The organism is Mucilaginibacter conchicola (assembly GCF_003432115.1).
In the GTDB taxonomy this organism is placed as follows: Bacteria; Bacteroidota; Bacteroidia; order Sphingobacteriales; family Sphingobacteriaceae; genus Mucilaginibacter; species Mucilaginibacter conchicola.
The window spans coordinates 1,260,428-1,277,035 of the sequence record NZ_QWDC01000001.1 but is presented as its reverse complement, the minus strand read 5'-3'; the positions used below and the strand labels follow the sequence as shown (position 1 = coordinate 1,277,035).

11 protein-coding genes are annotated in these 16,608 nt (G+C 44.0%); 5 read left to right on the top strand and 6 right to left on the bottom strand.

Translation table 11 applies throughout. The features are described from left to right. Positions 1-55 precede the first annotated feature (55 nt). Positions 56-1,303, top strand: coding sequence for an ABC transporter permease (locus D0C36_RS05570; RefSeq protein ID WP_117390554.1), 1,248 nt, complete (start codon positions 56-58; stop codon positions 1,301-1,303). Here the strand turns inward: D0C36_RS05570 and D0C36_RS05565 are convergent. Continuing rightward, complete coding sequence (locus tag D0C36_RS05565; RefSeq protein WP_117390553.1) at positions 1,300-4,602, bottom strand: PAS domain S-box protein; 3,303 nt, start codon at positions 4,600-4,602, stop codon at positions 1,300-1,302. The two genes, D0C36_RS05570 and D0C36_RS05565, sit on opposite strands and share 4 nt — an antisense overlap. A 145-nt stretch (positions 4,603-4,747) precedes the next feature. On the opposite strand from D0C36_RS05565, the gene D0C36_RS05560 reads away from it, so the two are divergent. From D0C36_RS05560 to D0C36_RS05540, 4 genes are all read left to right on the top strand, one after another. Next, positions 4,748-6,034 (top strand): citrate synthase, encoded by a 1,287-nt coding sequence (locus D0C36_RS05560; RefSeq protein WP_117390552.1) that lies wholly within the window; start codon positions 4,748-4,750, stop codon positions 6,032-6,034. A gap of 235 nt (positions 6,035-6,269) precedes the next feature. Then, positions 6,270-6,896 (top strand): hypothetical protein, encoded by a 627-nt coding sequence (locus D0C36_RS05555; RefSeq protein WP_117390551.1) that lies wholly within the window; start codon positions 6,270-6,272, stop codon positions 6,894-6,896. Beyond that, complete coding sequence (locus D0C36_RS05550) at positions 6,897-8,789, top strand: RecQ family ATP-dependent DNA helicase (RefSeq protein ID WP_117390550.1); 1,893 nt, start codon at positions 6,897-6,899, stop codon at positions 8,787-8,789. A gap of 756 nt (positions 8,790-9,545) precedes the next feature. Next, complete coding sequence (locus tag D0C36_RS05540; RefSeq protein ID WP_117390548.1) at positions 9,546-10,157, top strand: GIN domain-containing protein; 612 nt, start codon at positions 9,546-9,548, stop codon at positions 10,155-10,157. 92 nt (positions 10,158-10,249) lie between these two features. Here D0C36_RS05540 and D0C36_RS05535 read toward each other — a convergent pair whose 3' ends face one another. The 5 genes from D0C36_RS05535 to tig form a co-directional block, all read right to left on the bottom strand. Then, a complete protein-coding gene (locus D0C36_RS05535; RefSeq protein ID WP_117390547.1) occupies positions 10,250-11,611 on the bottom strand; it encodes a pyridoxal-phosphate dependent enzyme in 1,362 nt (453 codons plus the stop codon). A 211-nt stretch (positions 11,612-11,822) separates the two neighbouring features. Continuing rightward, a complete protein-coding gene (locus D0C36_RS05530; RefSeq protein ID WP_117390546.1) occupies positions 11,823-12,683 on the bottom strand; it encodes an AMP nucleosidase in 861 nt (286 codons plus the stop codon). A gap of 139 nt (positions 12,684-12,822) precedes the next feature. Further along, on the bottom strand, positions 12,823-14,061 hold the full coding sequence (gene clpX / locus D0C36_RS05525) for an ATP-dependent Clp protease ATP-binding subunit ClpX (protein ID WP_117390545.1): 1,239 nt from the start codon (positions 14,059-14,061) through the stop codon (positions 12,823-12,825). A gap of 98 nt (positions 14,062-14,159) precedes the next feature. Further along, positions 14,160-14,891: an ATP-dependent Clp protease proteolytic subunit gene (locus tag D0C36_RS05520; protein ID WP_117390544.1), complete on the bottom strand. Its 732-nt coding sequence runs from the start codon at positions 14,889-14,891 to the stop codon at positions 14,160-14,162. Positions 14,892-15,247: 356 nt separating this feature from the next. After that, entirely contained in the window at positions 15,248-16,597 is a 1,350-nt protein-coding gene (gene tig / locus D0C36_RS05515) for a trigger factor (protein ID WP_117390543.1), read from the bottom strand. Between the last annotated feature and the right edge of the window lie 11 nt (positions 16,598-16,608).

The following is a 16,608-nucleotide window of genomic DNA, read 5'->3' as shown; positions in this document are numbered from 1 at the left end:
CGTCTAAACCATACTGTTTTAGGCAAGGTAAATTCTACTAACCGGTGGTTAACTTATGATCATATTAAAACTTATCCGCGAGAGCTTCCTGTTTGCATTTGATGCATTAAGGCAAAATAAGCTGCGCACACTGCTTTCTTTGTTAGGCGTAACCATTGGTATATTTACCATTATAGCGGTGTTTTCGGCAGTTGATACGCTGCGCAATAACCTGCAGCAAAGCGTTAACAAGCTGGGCAGTAATAGTATTTACGTGCAAAAATGGCCATGGGTAGGTGAAGATAACTTCCCCTGGTGGAAGTATATGCAGCGCCCGGTTCCAAAACTGCGTGATTTTGACCAGCTAAGCCGCCGAAGCCAAACCGCTAAAGCATTATCGTACGAGATAAGTATTGATAACCGTACCGTTAAATACGGAAGCAATACGGTTGATGGTGCTCAAATAGATGCCGTATCACATGATCATGATAAAACCTGGAACTTTGATTTCCAGGACGGAAGGTATTTTACCGAAATAGAATCGCGCACAGGTGCACCGGTTACCGTAATAGGGGCCGATATTGCGTCAAACCTTTTCCCCGATGGTGGTGCTGTTGGCAAGCAGATAAAAATAATGGGCCGTAAACTGACCGTTATTGGTGTGTTTACCAAAGAAGGTAAAGATATGCTGGGCATCACCAGTGATAATGAGATATTGCTGCCGCTCAACTTTGCCAAAAACGTTATTGATGTAGAGAACGAAAAATATAACCCGCAAATAGTAGTGCGCGGCCAGGATAATCTTACCGATGTAGAAGTAGAAAGCGAAGTACGTGGTATTATGCGGTCGATCCACAGCATACGCCCGGGCGCCGAGGATGATTTCTCGCTGAATAAATCAACTATCCTGTCTAATCAGTTAGATCAATTGTTCGGGGTGGTGAACATCGTCGGGCTCATCATTGGTGGCTTCTCTATCCTGGTAGGTGGCTTTGGTATCGCAAATATCATGTTTGTATCGGTTAAAGAGCGTACCAATATTATCGGTATCCAAAAATCATTGGGGGCCAAAAATTACTTTATTATGCTGCAGTTTTTGATAGAGGCTGTTGTACTTTGCCTGATGGGCGGCTTTATAGGCCTGTTCCTGGTTTACCTGGGTACCTTTGCCGTAAAAGCCATTGCCGATTTACAAGTTGTACTTGACGCCAGCAACGTTATTTTTGGAATAAGTATATCGGTAGCTATTGGTATGCTATCAGGCATAGTGCCGGCTTATTTTGCGGCCAAGCTTGACCCGGTTGAGGCTATCCGCACTAACTAAGCTTCTTCAATATTTTTCAGGCTATCAATATCGAGCGTCTGTTTGCGGTATTTTGAGACCTTCTCAAACAGTTTCTCCGGCACAAAAGGTTTGGTCAGATAATCGCACATGCCTGCTTCGTAAGCTTTGTTATGTGTCTCGGGCATGGCGTCAGCAGTAAAGGCTATTACGGGCACCCCTGGGTTTATCTGCTTAATATTTATAGTAGCTTCAAAACCATCCATCACCGGCATTTGCAGGTCCATGATGATGAGGTCATAGTTGCCGCCATTTTTTACCATGTTCACGGCAATTTCACCATTGATGGCCTGTTCAACCTCGGCTTCCCATTTCTTAAGGAATTTGCCGGCTATCATCAGGTTCATCTTGTTATCATCAACCACTAATATCTTCATGCCGGCGAGGTCTTGCGGAAGGGTTGTCAATATCTCCTCTTCTGAGCTGGCCAGGTTTTGCGGCTGTACTGCAGCCTGCGGCACATTGGTAAAGCGTATAGCAAAGGTAAATGTGGTACCCAGGCCAAGTTCGCTGCTAACGGCTATGTCGCTTTCATAAAGCTCTATCAACCTTTTGGTAATAGCCAGGCCAAGGCCGGTGCCACCATACTCGTGCGTAATAGTTTGCGGCCCTTGTATGAACGGATCAAACACCACGGCAAGGTTCTCTGCAGACATGCCTATGCCTGTATCCGTAACGGCAAAGTTTACGAGTACCTGGTTATCTATCAGTTCCTCTTTAGTTAAGCTGATGGTAACCTTGCCTTTGTGGGTAAATTTAACCGCGTTGCTCACCAGGTTTATCAGTATCTGCCCAAGGCGGGTTTGATCGCCCATTAAAAACTCGGGGATAGCACTGTCATACTGCAACTCAATCTCCAGGTTCTTTTCAACCGCTTTAGCGTAAAACGATTGCCTTACGTTTTGAACCAACTGGTGGATGTTGAACGGCAGGTTGCTTAGCTGCAGTTTACCGGCTTCTATCTTGTTATAATCAAGTATGTCATTAATTATCGCCAGCAAATTCTCGCTGCTGAATTTTAGCGTGTTGAGGTATTCCAGTTGTTCGGGCTTAGGATTTTCTTCAAGCAACAAATTGGTGGTACCTATAACCGCATTCATCGGCGTGCGGATCTCGTGGCTCATGATAGACAGAAATTCCGATTTAAAATGCGATGAACGTTCTGCCTGTTCTTTGGCCGATATCAACTCCTGCCTTACCTTTTGCTGTACAGTAATATCTTCGCCAATACTGGTGGTTTCTTTAATATTGCCATACTCATCATAGCTTACGGTGTTTTGCCAGCTGATAGTGCGCAATTCGCCGTCGCGGCAAATGATAGGGTTAATGTAGTGCGCTTTAACTGTTTTGTTTTTGAACCAGGCGTTCAGTATCTCGCGATGTTCGCCGGGTACAAAGTTGGCCATCCAGTCCATGCCCAAAATTTCTGCCTGGGTGTAGCCCAGCAGGTTGGCCAGGTACTTGTTACAAAAGATCACCCTGCCTTCGGCATTTAAAGATACAGCCGCCATTTTAATGGTTTCCAGCACCAGGCGGTACTTATTCTCGGTGCGGCGATGGTCAATCTCCGCCTGTTTACGCTGGGTAATATCCTGTAGCGTGCCTATTATTTTACGTACGGTGCCATCCTCACGGTACATTAGTTTACCGGTAATAACACTGATGTACTTAAGGTTGCCGTTAGGCGTAATAATACGATACTCGAATGAGTCGCCGGTTTGGTCGCCATGTTTAAAAAGGCGGGTAGCAATGTATTGGTCGTCCGGGTGGATGTACTGCAAAAGCAATTTTCCAAAACGCGATGATGATGCGCTGTTGATGTCTATCTCGTGAATGGTATTTACCTCATCGCTCCATGATAGCATGTTGGTGCTGCTATCCCATTTCCAATTGCCAATTTTTGCAATAGTTTGGGCTTCCAGCAACTCAGCCTGGCTCACTTTAACAGCTTTCTCGGCCAGTTTAGATTCGGTTACATCCTGTATAATACCCACTACACGTTTCAGCGTACCATCCTCATGCTGTTGCAGATCGCCGCGCAGTACTTTAAGATATTTAAGCTCGCCGTTAGGGGAGATAAATTTATGGTCGAGGCTGCTTACTTTCTCTGTATTAATATTGGTAAAGTAATTGAAAGTTTGCTCTACATCATCAGGATGAACCAAACTCATGTAATACTCAAACTTGCTTAACCCTTCGGGTACGGCTTCTATCTCCAGCAGATTAAAAAGACTTTCAGACCAGTAGTTTTCCTTCGTTTCGTCATCATACCACCAGTTACCGGTTTTGGCCATGCGCTGGGCCTGTAACAGCAGTTCTTCGTTCTCAACAAGGGCATCGGCGTATTTCTTTTGCTCGGTAATATCAGTAACCGAAACGGAGATGCGTTTGGTGTAATTGCCGTTAACATCAACAACAGGAGAGGCTTTAGCTACAAACCAGCCCGGTTCACCATACACCGAAGCAAACTCTACACTGTAGCCTTTTTTGTGTTGGATAACGTAATCGTAAACCTCAAGAAATGGACGGGCGCGTTCCTCGCCGATGGCCTCTATAAGCGTTTTATTGATGAAGTATTCGGGTTTGAGGTAGTCTGGCGTGTTAGGGCCAAACCATACATTTATACAGATCTGGTGCTCGTTAAATTCAAAAATGGTGTCGTTTACCGAGCTGATAAGTGCGTGCAATTGCTGCTCGCTCTCTTTAAGCTTACGGCTGCTGGCAATAAGTGATTCGTTCAGCTGTACGATGTTTTTCACCGCCTTGCGAAATTGCAGCTTATAAGCCAGCACCACAAGGAATGATACATAAGCGATAATGGAAAAAACGCCTATCAGGATCAATAAAACCGACAATGAGATAGGGCGGGGGGCTGTGCCGTAAGCGCCCACTACAGCAACTATATTTAAGCAGCAAAGGCTAATGAACTCCCAGCGTTTTTTACAGAAAAGGGTAAGTGCAACAAATACGGTTAACGAACTGAAAAGGTATACGTTGGCAAAGTTATTAGTGCCTAAAAGCAGGTAATTATTTATGAAAAGATGAGCACAAATAGTTACATAGATCATCTGTCTTAGCGGCTTTCTATCCTTAAGATATGATGTGCCAAGGGTGATCAAACAAACCAAAATGTTAATTGCACGCAACCAAACAGGATCGTAACTGTTATTATAACACAGATAATGCAATGATGGGCTTGCAATAAGCAAGCCTAACAGCACGAGCCTGTTAATTGTGATATCGTTCTCAATCAACAGTAGGGCCTTACTTCTAAACGACATTCAGTAGGGGTAAATTTTTAATCAAGCCAAACATTATTGGGGACGACAATATAATTACTTAATAAGAATTTTACAGATAGTAAATATACTTAACGGGTATTAATACGCAGATTTAATTACATTTGTTGCAAACACTAAATATCCTATGTCTGAAACTGCACAATTAAAAATTGGAGACAAAACATTCGAACTTCCTGTAATAGAGGGTACTGAGGGCGAGAAAGCCATTGATATTTCAAAATTACGCGACCAGACCGGTTATGTTACGCTTGACATCGGTTACAAAAATACCGGTGCCACAAAAAGCGCAATTACCTTTTTAGATGGCGAAGTAGGTATTTTAAAATACCGTGGTTATCCAATTGAACAGCTTGCAGAGCAAAGCACATTTATTGAAGTTGCCTATTTATTAATATACGGCAACCTGCCTACCGAAGAACAGCTTAAAGCTTTTGAATATGAAATAAGCCACCATACCCTTGTACATGAGGATATGAAGAAATTTTTTGATGGTTTTCCTTCTGGCTCGCACCCAATGGGCCAGTTATCATCATTAATCGGCGCTTTGGCTGCGTTTAACCCGGCATCACTTAAACAAGGCTTAACTGCCGAAGAAGTGAACCTGGAGATCATTAAACTGATCGCTAAGATGAGTACCCTGGTATCATGGATCTACAAAAAATCTCTTGGTCACCCGGTTATTTATCCGCGTAACAAGTTTGATTACGTTACCAACTTTATGCACATGACCTTTGGCCAGCGTACCGAGGATGTGGAGATAGACCCGGTTGTAGTAAGCGCCATGAACAAGTTGCTTATTCTGCATGCCGATCATGAGCAAAACTGCTCAACCTCAACCGTGCGTATTGTAGGTTCATCAGACGCTAACCTTTATGCTTCTATCTCGGCAGGTATCTCTGCACTTTGGGGCCCGCTGCACGGTGGTGCTAACCAGGCCGTAGTTGAGATGTTGCAGAAAATTAAAGAAGATGGCGGCGACGTTGATAAATGGGTTGCTAAAGCTAAAGACAAGAACGATTCGTTCCGTTTGATGGGCTTTGGGCACCGCGTTTACAAAAACTTCGACCCGCGCGCCAAGATCATCAAAAAAGCGTGTGATGATATCCTTGAGAAATTAGGGGTACAAGACGAAACTTTAGAGATAGCTAAAAAGCTGGAAGAAGTTGCCCTGAGCGATCCTTACTTTGTTGAGCGTAAACTATACCCTAACGTAGACTTTTACTCGGGTATCATCTACACTGCTTTAGGTTTCCCTACCGAGATGTTCACGGTGCTGTTTGCCCTTGGCCGTTTACCGGGATGGATTGCCCAGTGGAAAGAAATGAAAACCAACAAAGAGCCTATTGGCCGCCCGCGTCAAATTTATGTTGGCGAAGTAAATAGAGATTATACCGATATTAAAGGCAGATAATGCCCCGGGGTGGACTCACCCCGACTACGCTCCGCTGGTCGACCCTCTCTGCTACGCAAAGAGGGTAAAGAAAAATATTCAGGCTAACCCTCTTTTCGCGCAGCGAAGAGAGGGTGGTCAAGCGAAGCAAAGACCGGGTGAGTAAAATCACCGCCAAATATACTTTATCGAAAGCCCGCCACGTGACGGGCTTTTTTTGTAAAAACCTGAATGTCACAAGCGCTGTACCTAAATCATGAAAAAAAGGAATAAAACGATACTGGTGATTTGCGGTGTGATTGTTGGTTTAATGGCGATACCTGCTATTTACCTTTTTTTGATCATATCAGCGCTACCCGACGGCAGGAATTACAGCACTGCAGAGCTGATTGAAAGCTTTAACGAAAACCGGGATGGGATAAACGATGCAAAGAAATACCTCAGCGCTATAACACCAACAGATAAAGCTGTTGAAGTGGAGTTTGACGGGGATAATATAGCTTATATGAGCGTTAGGGATAGGGACACCGTCACCGGCGAAGAAAAGGGTTTTGCATCAGAAGATCGTGATATTTCGATGCGGTCAGCACGGGCCGATACATTACTGAAGATATTGGGCTGGGATGAGACAAAGCTTACTGCTTTAAAAGAGAAGCTTGATAAGGCAAATTGCATTTCAATAACCAACAGTGAACCGGCTAAAGTAGGTTTTAAAAGAAGTGGCTTTGGTATGTACTTTTTTAATGTATTTGATAAGCCGTTAGCTGAAAGTTTAAAGGCGAAATACAATGATAGCTGTACCTACATTTATGTGAACCGCAATCTGGTGTTAGAGTACGGCGGCGGAGCTATTGGCCCGCAATGTTTTTCTGAATTAAAATAAATGACACCACGCGAAATACTTAGACAATACTGGGGACATGACCACTTTCGGCCAATGCAGGAAGAGATCATTACATCTGTATTGCAGGGCCGCGATACGCTGGCCTTGCTGCCTACCGGCGGGGGAAAATCCGTGTGTTTCCAGGTGCCGGGGCTGGCTAAGGATGGTATCTGCATTGTGGTATCGCCGCTGATAGCCCTCATGAAAGACCAGGTAGAGAACCTGAAGGAGCGGGGCATTAATGCCATTGCCATCGTATCGGGCATGGGTAAGCGCGAGGTGGATATTGCACTGGATAACTGTATCTACGGTTCGGTAAAATTCCTTTATCTCTCGCCTGAGCGTTTGTTGTCTGAGCTGGTTCGCGAGCGGATCAAATACATGAACGTTAACCTTTTTGCGGTTGATGAGGCACACTGTATCTCGCAGTGGGGCTATGATTTTCGCCCGCCGTACCTGCATATTGCCAAACTACGCGAACTACATCCCGAGGTGCCCGTATTGGCTTTAACGGCCACTGCTACTGCCGATGTTAAGCAGGATATACAGGATAAACTTGCCTTTAAGAACGGTGTTGTATTTGTTAAAAGCTTTGAGCGAAAGAACTTAAGCTACGTAGTGCAGGATACTGAAGATAAGTTGCGCAAGCTGATAGATGTAGCTGCCGGTATACAAGGCAGTGGCATAGTCTACGTACGCAGCCGTAAAGAAACCTTTGAGATAGCGCGGCACTACCAGCGCCATAAAATATCAGCCGATTATTACCACGCAGGCCTCTCGGCCGATGAACGCTCTGAGAAGCAATCGGCATGGAAAAATAATGGCACACGTATTATTGTAGCTACCAACGCCTTCGGGATGGGGATAGATAAGCCCGATGTGAGGTTTGTGATCCATAAGGATATGCCCGATAGTTTGGAAGCCTACTACCAGGAAGCTGGTAGGGCCGGGCGCGACGAGCAAAAAGCCTACGGTGTATTGCTATATAACCAAACCGATAGGGTGAGGCAGCAAAAGAAGTTCACGCAGAATTTCCCATCGGTTGATGAGATCAAAAAGATCTACCATGCCTTGGGTAATTACTGCCAGGTGGCCTACGGGGCAGGAGAGGGCGTAAGTTTCGACCTTGACCTGGGCGAGTTCTGTAGCCGCTTTGAACTGGACGCCATTAAAACCATCAATGCCCTCAAATTTCTGGAGCAGGACGAATACGTATCATTCACCGAAAGCGTATTTCTGCCATCGCGTTTCAGGTTCGAGGTATTGAATGAGGATCTTTACAATTTCCAGATCCAGAACCAGGGTTGGGATCCATTTGTGAAAACCCTGCTCCGCTCATACGGTGGCTCGTTTGAGAATTATGTACGCATCAAAGAATTTGATATTGCCCGCCGCACAGGCATGAGCGTGCAACAGGTAATAACCGGTATGCAGCAGTTGCAAGCTTTCGGCGTGCTGAGCTATCTGCCGCAAACGGATAAGCCGCAGATCACCTGGCTCAAACCCCGCCAGCCCAATAATCAGCTATATATTAATAAAGTATATATAGAACAGCGTAAAGAAACCTATCTTAAAAAGCTGAAAGCCGTTTTTGCTTACGCCGAAGAACAAGTTTGCCGCAGCCGGCAATTGCTTAATTATTTTGATGAGCACGATGCACCCAAATGCGGTGTATGCGATGTTTGTATTGAAGAGCGCCGCCTGCGCAATGCCGGTGAAATTGTTGATGATATCACCAACGAAATAGCACAGCTCCTCAGCTCACGTCCTCATACCATCGCCGATTTGATCCCTGCCCTCAAATTCGGCACCGAACGGGAGAAGATCCAAACACTCCGTTTACTGCTTGATGCAGGGAAGATAAAAACAGACGGGGAGAATTATTATTTGTAGGTAAGAGTTTTTTCCGTGCGTCATTGCGAGGAACGAAGCAATCTCTTTAGGATAAGTCTGTGCTTAGTCAACGTTAGCCCGCTCAATTGCCGCGGGGACTGTTACTTTGTCTTGATACAAAGTAACCAAAGATCATACAGCAAAGAGGCTTCTTTTCGCACAAGGCCTTTGCGCTGCAAGCAGCCAGAACCACGGGCTGGGAATCTCTTACCCCACTTTTTAGGCCACCGCTTCTGGAATAGATTCCGCAAGCCCTCACAGCCACACAAGGCCACCATTGTTCTGCCCGCTTTCGCCCGAGGCTTTTTTGCTGACAGGAAATAAAAAGAAAAGCACAGACAGAACGCCAATTACAAATGCGACATAGCGTAACGTGCGGTGACCATAGGCCTTGCAGTGGCACAAACGTAATAGCGCGTTACCAAGTCGCGACTTTTCTTTGGTTACTTTCTTTTGAGAGAAAAGAAAGTAACATCCACTGACGATTAATATTATCATTGCCATTCCTAATGAAATGCTACCTCTCAGCTGGCGGACAGCAATGACGGATTTCTGATCGGGAAATCCTCAAATCCTTTAATCATCCTCAAAAATTTCACCGCTTTTCACCGACCTAAACTACCCGTTCACCGATACATTTGCCCCGTACATCTATTTCCCGGGAAATGGCTGTAACGTTTCTCTTTCGTGCTCGTCTTATCAGTGTAATTAATAACAAGAAATAATTAAAACACTTACAATCAAAATATTATAGCCATGAAAGCGAAATTTTTAACCATAGCAACCATCGTAACTTTAGCCTTAGGTACTGCCACTGCAACCTTTGCAAACGATAACAAAAACAAGAACGAAGAAGCCACTACTACTTTAACAAACGTGAGCAAGATCAGCAAAATTGAATTGCGCGGTAACGTTGAACTTTACGTATCTGATGGTACTGCCGATCAGGTAAAAGTTTACAACAAATACTATTCAGAGAATGCTTTGGTACAAAACCAGGACGGTGTGTTACGCATCTCATCATACACTGATAAAAAATTAGTGGTTTGGGTTACTGCTAACGATTTGAAAGCGATTGCCGCTTATGATAACGCTGAAGTAAAATCATTTGGTAACCTGTCAAAAATCGACCTTGATGTAACGTTGAACAACAATGCATCTGCTAACCTTCAGTTAGATGCTTACAAAGCCAACATCAACGTAAACGATCGTGCTAAAGCAAACATCAGCGGTAAAGTTGGCGAATACAGCTTAACCCAAGATCAGTCTGCCACTGTAAACAACACCAACCTTGTAGCTGCTAACGCAAACAAAACTGTAACCAACAAATTTGTAAAGGCTGATAACGCTGAATTAGCTACCCTGTAATCGCAATTACTTTTTAATAAGTCCAACATATATCCAAAAGAAAAAGCCATCAGTGATTGACTGATGGCTTTTCTTTTTTATACTATTTAGTTTTACGCTGATATCGCGTTTATGATATCGTATTGCGTGATAATTTCGATCTTACCTTGCTCATCCTCAACCAAAACGGCGATGTTGTCTTTGTTGATCATCCCCGAGATACGATCGATAGAAGTATTCAGGTCGATGAACGGGAAGGGGGCAGTAGAGATGCTCTTAACCGGCTGCGATTTAATGCCAGGGTTCTCCATCAGCGAATCAAGGATATCGCTTTCGGTTATCTTGCCTATCACCATACCTTGCTGTGTTACCGGTATCTGGCTGATGTTTAATGATTTGATTACGTTGATGGCTTCCAACACGGTTTTCTCGCAATCGATGGTGATGATTTCTGCGCTTTCTTTTTTGGCAATGATGTCACGGGCGGTCAGTTTGCCATCGGCCAGGAAACCGCGGTCGCGCAGCCAGTCGTCATTGTACATTTTGCCAAGGTAGCGGGTACCATGGTCAGGGAAGATGATCACCACCACGTCGCCTTCTTTAAAGCGGTCTTTCATTTGCAGGGCGCCAGCAACGGCAGCACCGGTTGAGTTACCTGCAAAAATACCTTCTTTACGGGCAATTTCGCGGGTCATTAGGGCAGCATCCTTATCGCTTACTTTTTCAAAGTAATCTATCAGGCTAAAATCAACGTTTTGCGGCAGGAAATCTTCGCCGATACCTTCGGTGATGTACGGATAGATCTCGTCCTTATCAAAAATGCCTGTCTCTTTATATTTTTTAAATACCGAACCGTAGGTATCAATACCTAATACCTGGATGTTTGGGTTTTGTTCTTTAAGGTAACGTGCCGTACCGGAGATGGTACCACCCGTACCCACACCAACAACAAGATGGGTTATTTTACCTTGGGTTTGTTCCCATATCTCGGGGCCGGTTTGCTCATAGTGTGCCTGCGAGTTTGAAAGGTTATCGTACTGGTTTGGTTTCCACGAGTTAGGCACCTCGCGCTCCAGGCGCGATGATACAGAATAGTATGACCTTGGATCCTCGGGCTCTACATTGGTAGGGCAAACAATTACCTCGGCACCAAAAGCACGCAGGGCATCAAACTTTTCTTTTGATTGTTTATCGGTACTGGTGAAAATACACTTGTAGCCTTTTATAACCGCGGCAATAGCCAGGCCCATACCCGTATTACCCGATGTACCTTCAATAATGGTACCGCCGGGTTTAAGTTTACCGCTTTTTTCGGCATCCTCAATCATTTTAAGGGCCATACGGTCTTTTATAGAGTTGCCCGGGTTGGTGGTTTCTATTTTAGCTAAAACGGTAGCCGGGATGTCTTTTACGATCTTGTTGAGTTTTACCAAAGGGGTTTGGCCAATGGTTTCCAATATGTTGTTATACCACATAGTTTATTGTCTACTTATCCTGTGTATTTAATTGGATAGTACACAAAATTAGGAAAATTATTGGGCAGATACCCAATTTAGGCATTTAAGAAATGTCAATAAGTGTGGAGAGTGGGGCAAGATTATTTCAGGTGTCCCACACGCCTGCTATTGGGTAGCGGCAATGCGGGTTTCCGAAATATTATAGAAAAGAGTTTAAAGCGCTGTGGCTTTAGAACTTCAGGTGCTTAACAGTTAAGCCACCGTTTATCAGTTGTTTTAACGATTCGATACCTACGTGCAGGTGGGTTTCTACGTACTTTTCGGTTACGCTCGAGTCGCTTTCTGCGGTTTTAACACCCTCGGGAATCATTGGCTGGTCTGATACCAATAGCAATGCACCGGTAGGGATCTTGTTGGCAAAACCTGTGGTGAAGATGGTTGCAGTTTCCATATCAATGGCCATGGCACGCAATTGCTTAAGGTATTTCTTAAACTCCTTGTCATGCTCCCAAACGCGGCGGTTGGTGGTGTAGCAAGTGCCAGTCCAGTAATCGCGCGAGTAATCACGGATGGTGGTTGAGATGGCTTTTTGCAGGGCAAATGAAGGCAATGCGGGCACTTCGGCAGGCAGGTAATCATTTGATGTGCCCTCGCCGCGAATGGCCGCTATGGGCAGGATAAGATCGCCTACGTTGTTCTTCTTTTTTAAGCCACCACACTTACCTAAAAAAATAACTGCTTTTGGCTTAATGGCAGTAAGCAGGTCCATCACTGTTGCAGCAACCGAGCTACCCATACCAAAGTTAATGATGGTGATACCACCTGCAGTTACACTTTGCATCGGTTTGTCTAAACCCATGATAGGTGCATTATCATTCCACTCTGAGAATAGCTGCAGGTATTTTGAGAAATTGGTAAGGATGATGTACTCGCCAAATTGGTCTAAAGGCCTGCCGGTGTAACGCGGTAACCAATTAACTACGATGGCTTCTTTTGTTTTTAAGCCGCTTTTAACGGGCGATGTCACCTCTTTGGGTGCTTTGGCAGCGGGGGTGCTGTCTTCTTTGTTTACTTCTAATTCTTCGTTCATACGATTATTTGTTTTATGGCGGCCGGGCGGCCGCAGGTTATAAAAAACGAAACGTTTTTATACAGCAAACCCCGGCTAATTGCCAGGGTGCCTTGTGTTTTGAGATATGCAAATATAGTAATTTGCTATGACATTATGGTTAAGCTACCTTTAACTTTTTAAGATCGCTCTTCTCAAACTTCTCTCTGGCGTAATCAATAGTTACATTTAAACGCTTCACATCCTTCTTAGATGGGAACTCGAACATGGCATCTATCATAATGGCTTCGCAGATTGAACGAAGGCCACGTGCGCCCAGTTTAAATTCCATGGCTTTATCAACCACAAAGTCTAAAACCTCAGGGTCAAACTCAAGCTTTACACCTTCGTACTCAAACAGTTTTTTGTACTGTTTAAGCAGCGAGTTCTTAGGCTCGGTGAGGATGTTGTGCAGTGCCTCGCGATCAAGCGGGTTCAGATAGGTAAGTACCGGCAAACGACCGATCAGCTCAGGTATCAACCCGAATGATTTAAGATCCTGTGGCGTAATGTATTTGTACAGGTTCTTCACGTCAACCTCGGTATTATCGTGTTTAAATTTGTAACCAACGGTTTGTGTACGAAGGCGGTTAGCTATCTTTTTCTCGATGCTATCAAACGCGCCACCGCAGATGAACAGGATGTTGCTGGTGTTCACCGTGATCATCTTCTGATCAGGGTGTTTACGGCCGCCTTGTGGTGGTACGTTCACCATGGTACCTTCTAATATCTTCAGTAAGGCCTGTTGCACACCTTCGCCGCTTACATCGCGGGTGATGGATGCGTTATCGCTTTTGCGGGCAATTTTATCTACCTCATCAATGTAAACTATGCCGCGTTCGGCTGCATTTACATCATAATCTGCAGATTGCAGCAGGCGGGTAAGGATGCTTTCCACGTCTTCACCTACATAACCGGCTTCGGTTAAAACCGTAGCATCACAAATACAGAAAGGAACGTTCAATATTTTGGCAAGCGTTTTAGCCAGCAGGGTTTTACCCGTACCGGTTTCGCCAACCATTATTATGTTCGATTTTTCAATCTCAACCTCGTCTTTATCCACACGCTGGTTAAGGCGTTTGTAGTGATTATATACGGCTACAGATAATACTTTCTTAGCATCATCCTGACCGATAATATACTGATCGAGGTGGGTTTTTATCTCGTAAGGTTTCAGCACCGAAGGCACTGCCGGCGACGCTTTTACTTTGCGCACCTTCAATTCCTCGGCTAATATCTCGTTGGCCTGGTCAACACATTTATCACAAATGTGCGCGTCCAAACCGGCAATCAGCATCAGGGAGTCTTGTTTTCCTGCGCCACAAAACGAGCATCTGATCTCCTTGCTGTTCTTATTCATTTTATTAATACCGTTTTATCAAAAATAATCAATTAGCGGATGATTGTCAATCCCGCAACTGTTATAAGGATTTCACCCGCTAATTGTTTATATTATAATTATTTACTTGTGCTGGCTCTCAACACTTCGTCAACCATACCAAACTCTTTGGCTTCTTCGGCAATCATCCAGTGGTCACGGTCTGATGCATCCCAAACTTTCTGGTAATCGGCGCCGCTGTGCTCAGCAATAATTTCGTACAATTCTTTCTTCAGTTTGGTGATCTCGTGGTAAGTGATCTCGATATCAGATTGCTGACCTTGCGCACCGCCTGATGGCTGGTGGATCATTACCCTTGAGTGTGGCAATGCAGCACGTTTACCTTTTGTACCGGCTACTAAAAGCACGGCACCCATTGATGCTGCCATACCTGTACAGATAGTAGCTACATCATTAGAGATGAACTGCATGGTATCATAGATACCCAAACCTGCATATACCGAACCACCTGGTGAGTTGATATAGATCTGGATATCGCGTTTAGCATCCGCCGATTGCAGGAACAATAACTGCGCCTGGATGATATTAGCGTTTTGGTCATAAATTGCATCGCCAAGGAAGATGATACGGTCCATCATCAAACGCGAGAACACGTCCATCTGGGCAATGTTCATCGGGCGCTCTTCGATGATGTACGGCGTCATGCCGGTGATGCCCGGGCCGGTAACAATACCGGATGGGCTTGATGCGCGGTTTACGCCGCCAATAAATTTATCTACGTAAGTGCTGCTGATACGGTGGTGTTTAACAGCGTATTTTCGGAATTCGTTTTTATCTGCAATACTACTCATGATGTATGTTGTTTATTCTTTTTAGATGTTATGGGTTAAATATAGTTTTTAGTTGAATAGATTTAGAACAATATAGTTTTTAGAAAGTAAAAATTAAGCCCGGGCCTGTCTTTCTCGCCAACCTGTCATTTCGAGCGAACAGAAGTGCCGGCCAATGTATAGGGGTGACGAGAAATCTTCTGCAAGCGACCTGTTCAGCATAAAGCCGCTTGCAGAAGATTTATCTTCGATGAGCTCCACTTCGTTCCGGTTCTCCTCGCTCATGCTCGTTCGAAATGACATTTTTGTTTATAAACACAAAAGCACCTGCCTTTTTGGGCAAATGCTTTTGGTAAAAGTATTATGTAAGAGAGTTATTAGTCTTCCAGTTTGTTAAAATCTGTGAACAATATCTCTTTTTTATCAAGGGTAATTACACCTTTAATGTAATCAAAAACCCTAACGGCTTTCACTTCTTCAAATATCTTGTTTGCATTTTCTTTGTTTTGCAGATACTGAACAGTGTATTGTGCCAATTGCTCTTCGGTTAATGATTGCTGGCTGTACATTCTGAACTGGTTGTTCAGGCTTTGTTTAGCGTAAGCAAACACTTCATCGTATTTGATATCAATTTTGTTATCAACTACAATTTTGTTAGCAATAAGCGTCCATTTAAGGTTTTTAGCAAAGTCTGCATAACCGCCTTCTAACTCTTCGTCAGATAGTTTTTCGTTGGTTGCTTTTAACCAGCGTTTCAGGAACTCATCAGGCAATTCAAATTGTACTTTATCTAAAGTAAGGTTATAGATATCGTTTTGCAATTTGCGCTCGCTGTCCTGTTGCATCATGGTCTCAAGCTCTTCAGTGATCTTCTCACGGAAACCTTCTTCGGTTGTTACAACACCTTCACCAAACAATTTATCAAAGAACTCCTGGTTAAGATCTGCCTCTTCTAAACGGTTAACATTTTTAACCGTTAACTGGAAGTTTGATTTTAACTCAGCTGCTTCGTCTTCTTCAATTTTTAATAAACCGGCAACTTTAGCTGCATCGTTATCAAAAGCTTTCTGAATATCAAAAGTAACTACATCATCTTTTTTTAAACCGATCAGAGATTTTTTAACCTCTTCGTTTTTGATCTGGTCTAAACGTACAGATGTAGTGTTGCTAATGCCACCTTCAAAAACAGAACCATCCGGAGAAAGTTGCGTTAATACCGAATAAAGTACGTCATCATCTGCCGATACGTCAGGGTTTGTCATTTTGCCATACGCACGACGGATGTTTTTCTCGCGTGAAGCCAATGTCTCAGCATCAACTTTGATCACGTATTGGGTCAATTTATCTTTTGATGAGAAATCAACAGCAAACTCAGGCGCTAAACCTAACTCGTAAACAAACTCAAACTCATCGTTAAAGTCCCAGTTGTATTCTTTCTCGTCATCAAGCTTTGGCAGGGGCTGGCCCAATACTTCAAGCTTTTCGTCTTCAATATATTTGTTCAGCTTGTCTGATAACAAAGTATTGATCTCATCAACCAAAATGCTTTTACCGTACATTTTTTTGATGTGGCCCGCCGGAACCATGCCTTTGCGGAAACCCGGAAGTTGCGCTTTTTTAGCTTGTTCTTTAATGGCTTTATCAACCTGCGGCTGATAATCGGCCGGGCTAAGACTGATAGTTAAAGTTGCATTCAGGGCGTCTTTTTTCTCCTGTGATATATTCATCTTTTACCGTT

What these genes read in the sequence shown, in the direction of transcription:
- D0C36_RS05535 (WP_117390547.1), bottom strand. Translation starts at nt 11,611, where the DNA reads ATGTGGTATAACAACATATTGGAAACCATTGGCCAAACCCCTTTGGTA.
- D0C36_RS05540 (WP_117390548.1), top strand. Translation starts at nt 9,546, where the DNA reads ATGAAAGCGAAATTTTTAACCATAGCAACCATCGTAACTTTAGCCTTA.
- D0C36_RS05555 (WP_117390551.1), top strand. Translation starts at nt 6,270, where the DNA reads ATGAAAAAAAGGAATAAAACGATACTGGTGATTTGCGGTGTGATTGTT.
- D0C36_RS05520 (WP_117390544.1), bottom strand. Translation starts at nt 14,891, where the DNA reads ATGAGTAGTATTGCAGATAAAAACGAATTCCGAAAATACGCTGTTAAA.
- tig (WP_117390543.1), bottom strand. Translation starts at nt 16,597, where the DNA reads ATGAATATATCACAGGAGAAAAAAGACGCCCTGAATGCAACTTTAACT.
- D0C36_RS05570 (WP_117390554.1), top strand. Translation starts at nt 56, where the DNA reads ATGATCATATTAAAACTTATCCGCGAGAGCTTCCTGTTTGCATTTGAT.
- D0C36_RS05560 (WP_117390552.1), top strand. Translation starts at nt 4,748, where the DNA reads ATGTCTGAAACTGCACAATTAAAAATTGGAGACAAAACATTCGAACTT.
- clpX (WP_117390545.1), bottom strand. Translation starts at nt 14,061, where the DNA reads ATGAATAAGAACAGCAAGGAGATCAGATGCTCGTTTTGTGGCGCAGGA.
- D0C36_RS05530 (WP_117390546.1), bottom strand. Translation starts at nt 12,683, where the DNA reads ATGAACGAAGAATTAGAAGTAAACAAAGAAGACAGCACCCCCGCTGCC.
- D0C36_RS05550 (WP_117390550.1), top strand. Translation starts at nt 6,897, where the DNA reads ATGACACCACGCGAAATACTTAGACAATACTGGGGACATGACCACTTT.
- D0C36_RS05565 (WP_117390553.1), bottom strand. Translation starts at nt 4,602, where the DNA reads ATGTCGTTTAGAAGTAAGGCCCTACTGTTGATTGAGAACGATATCACA.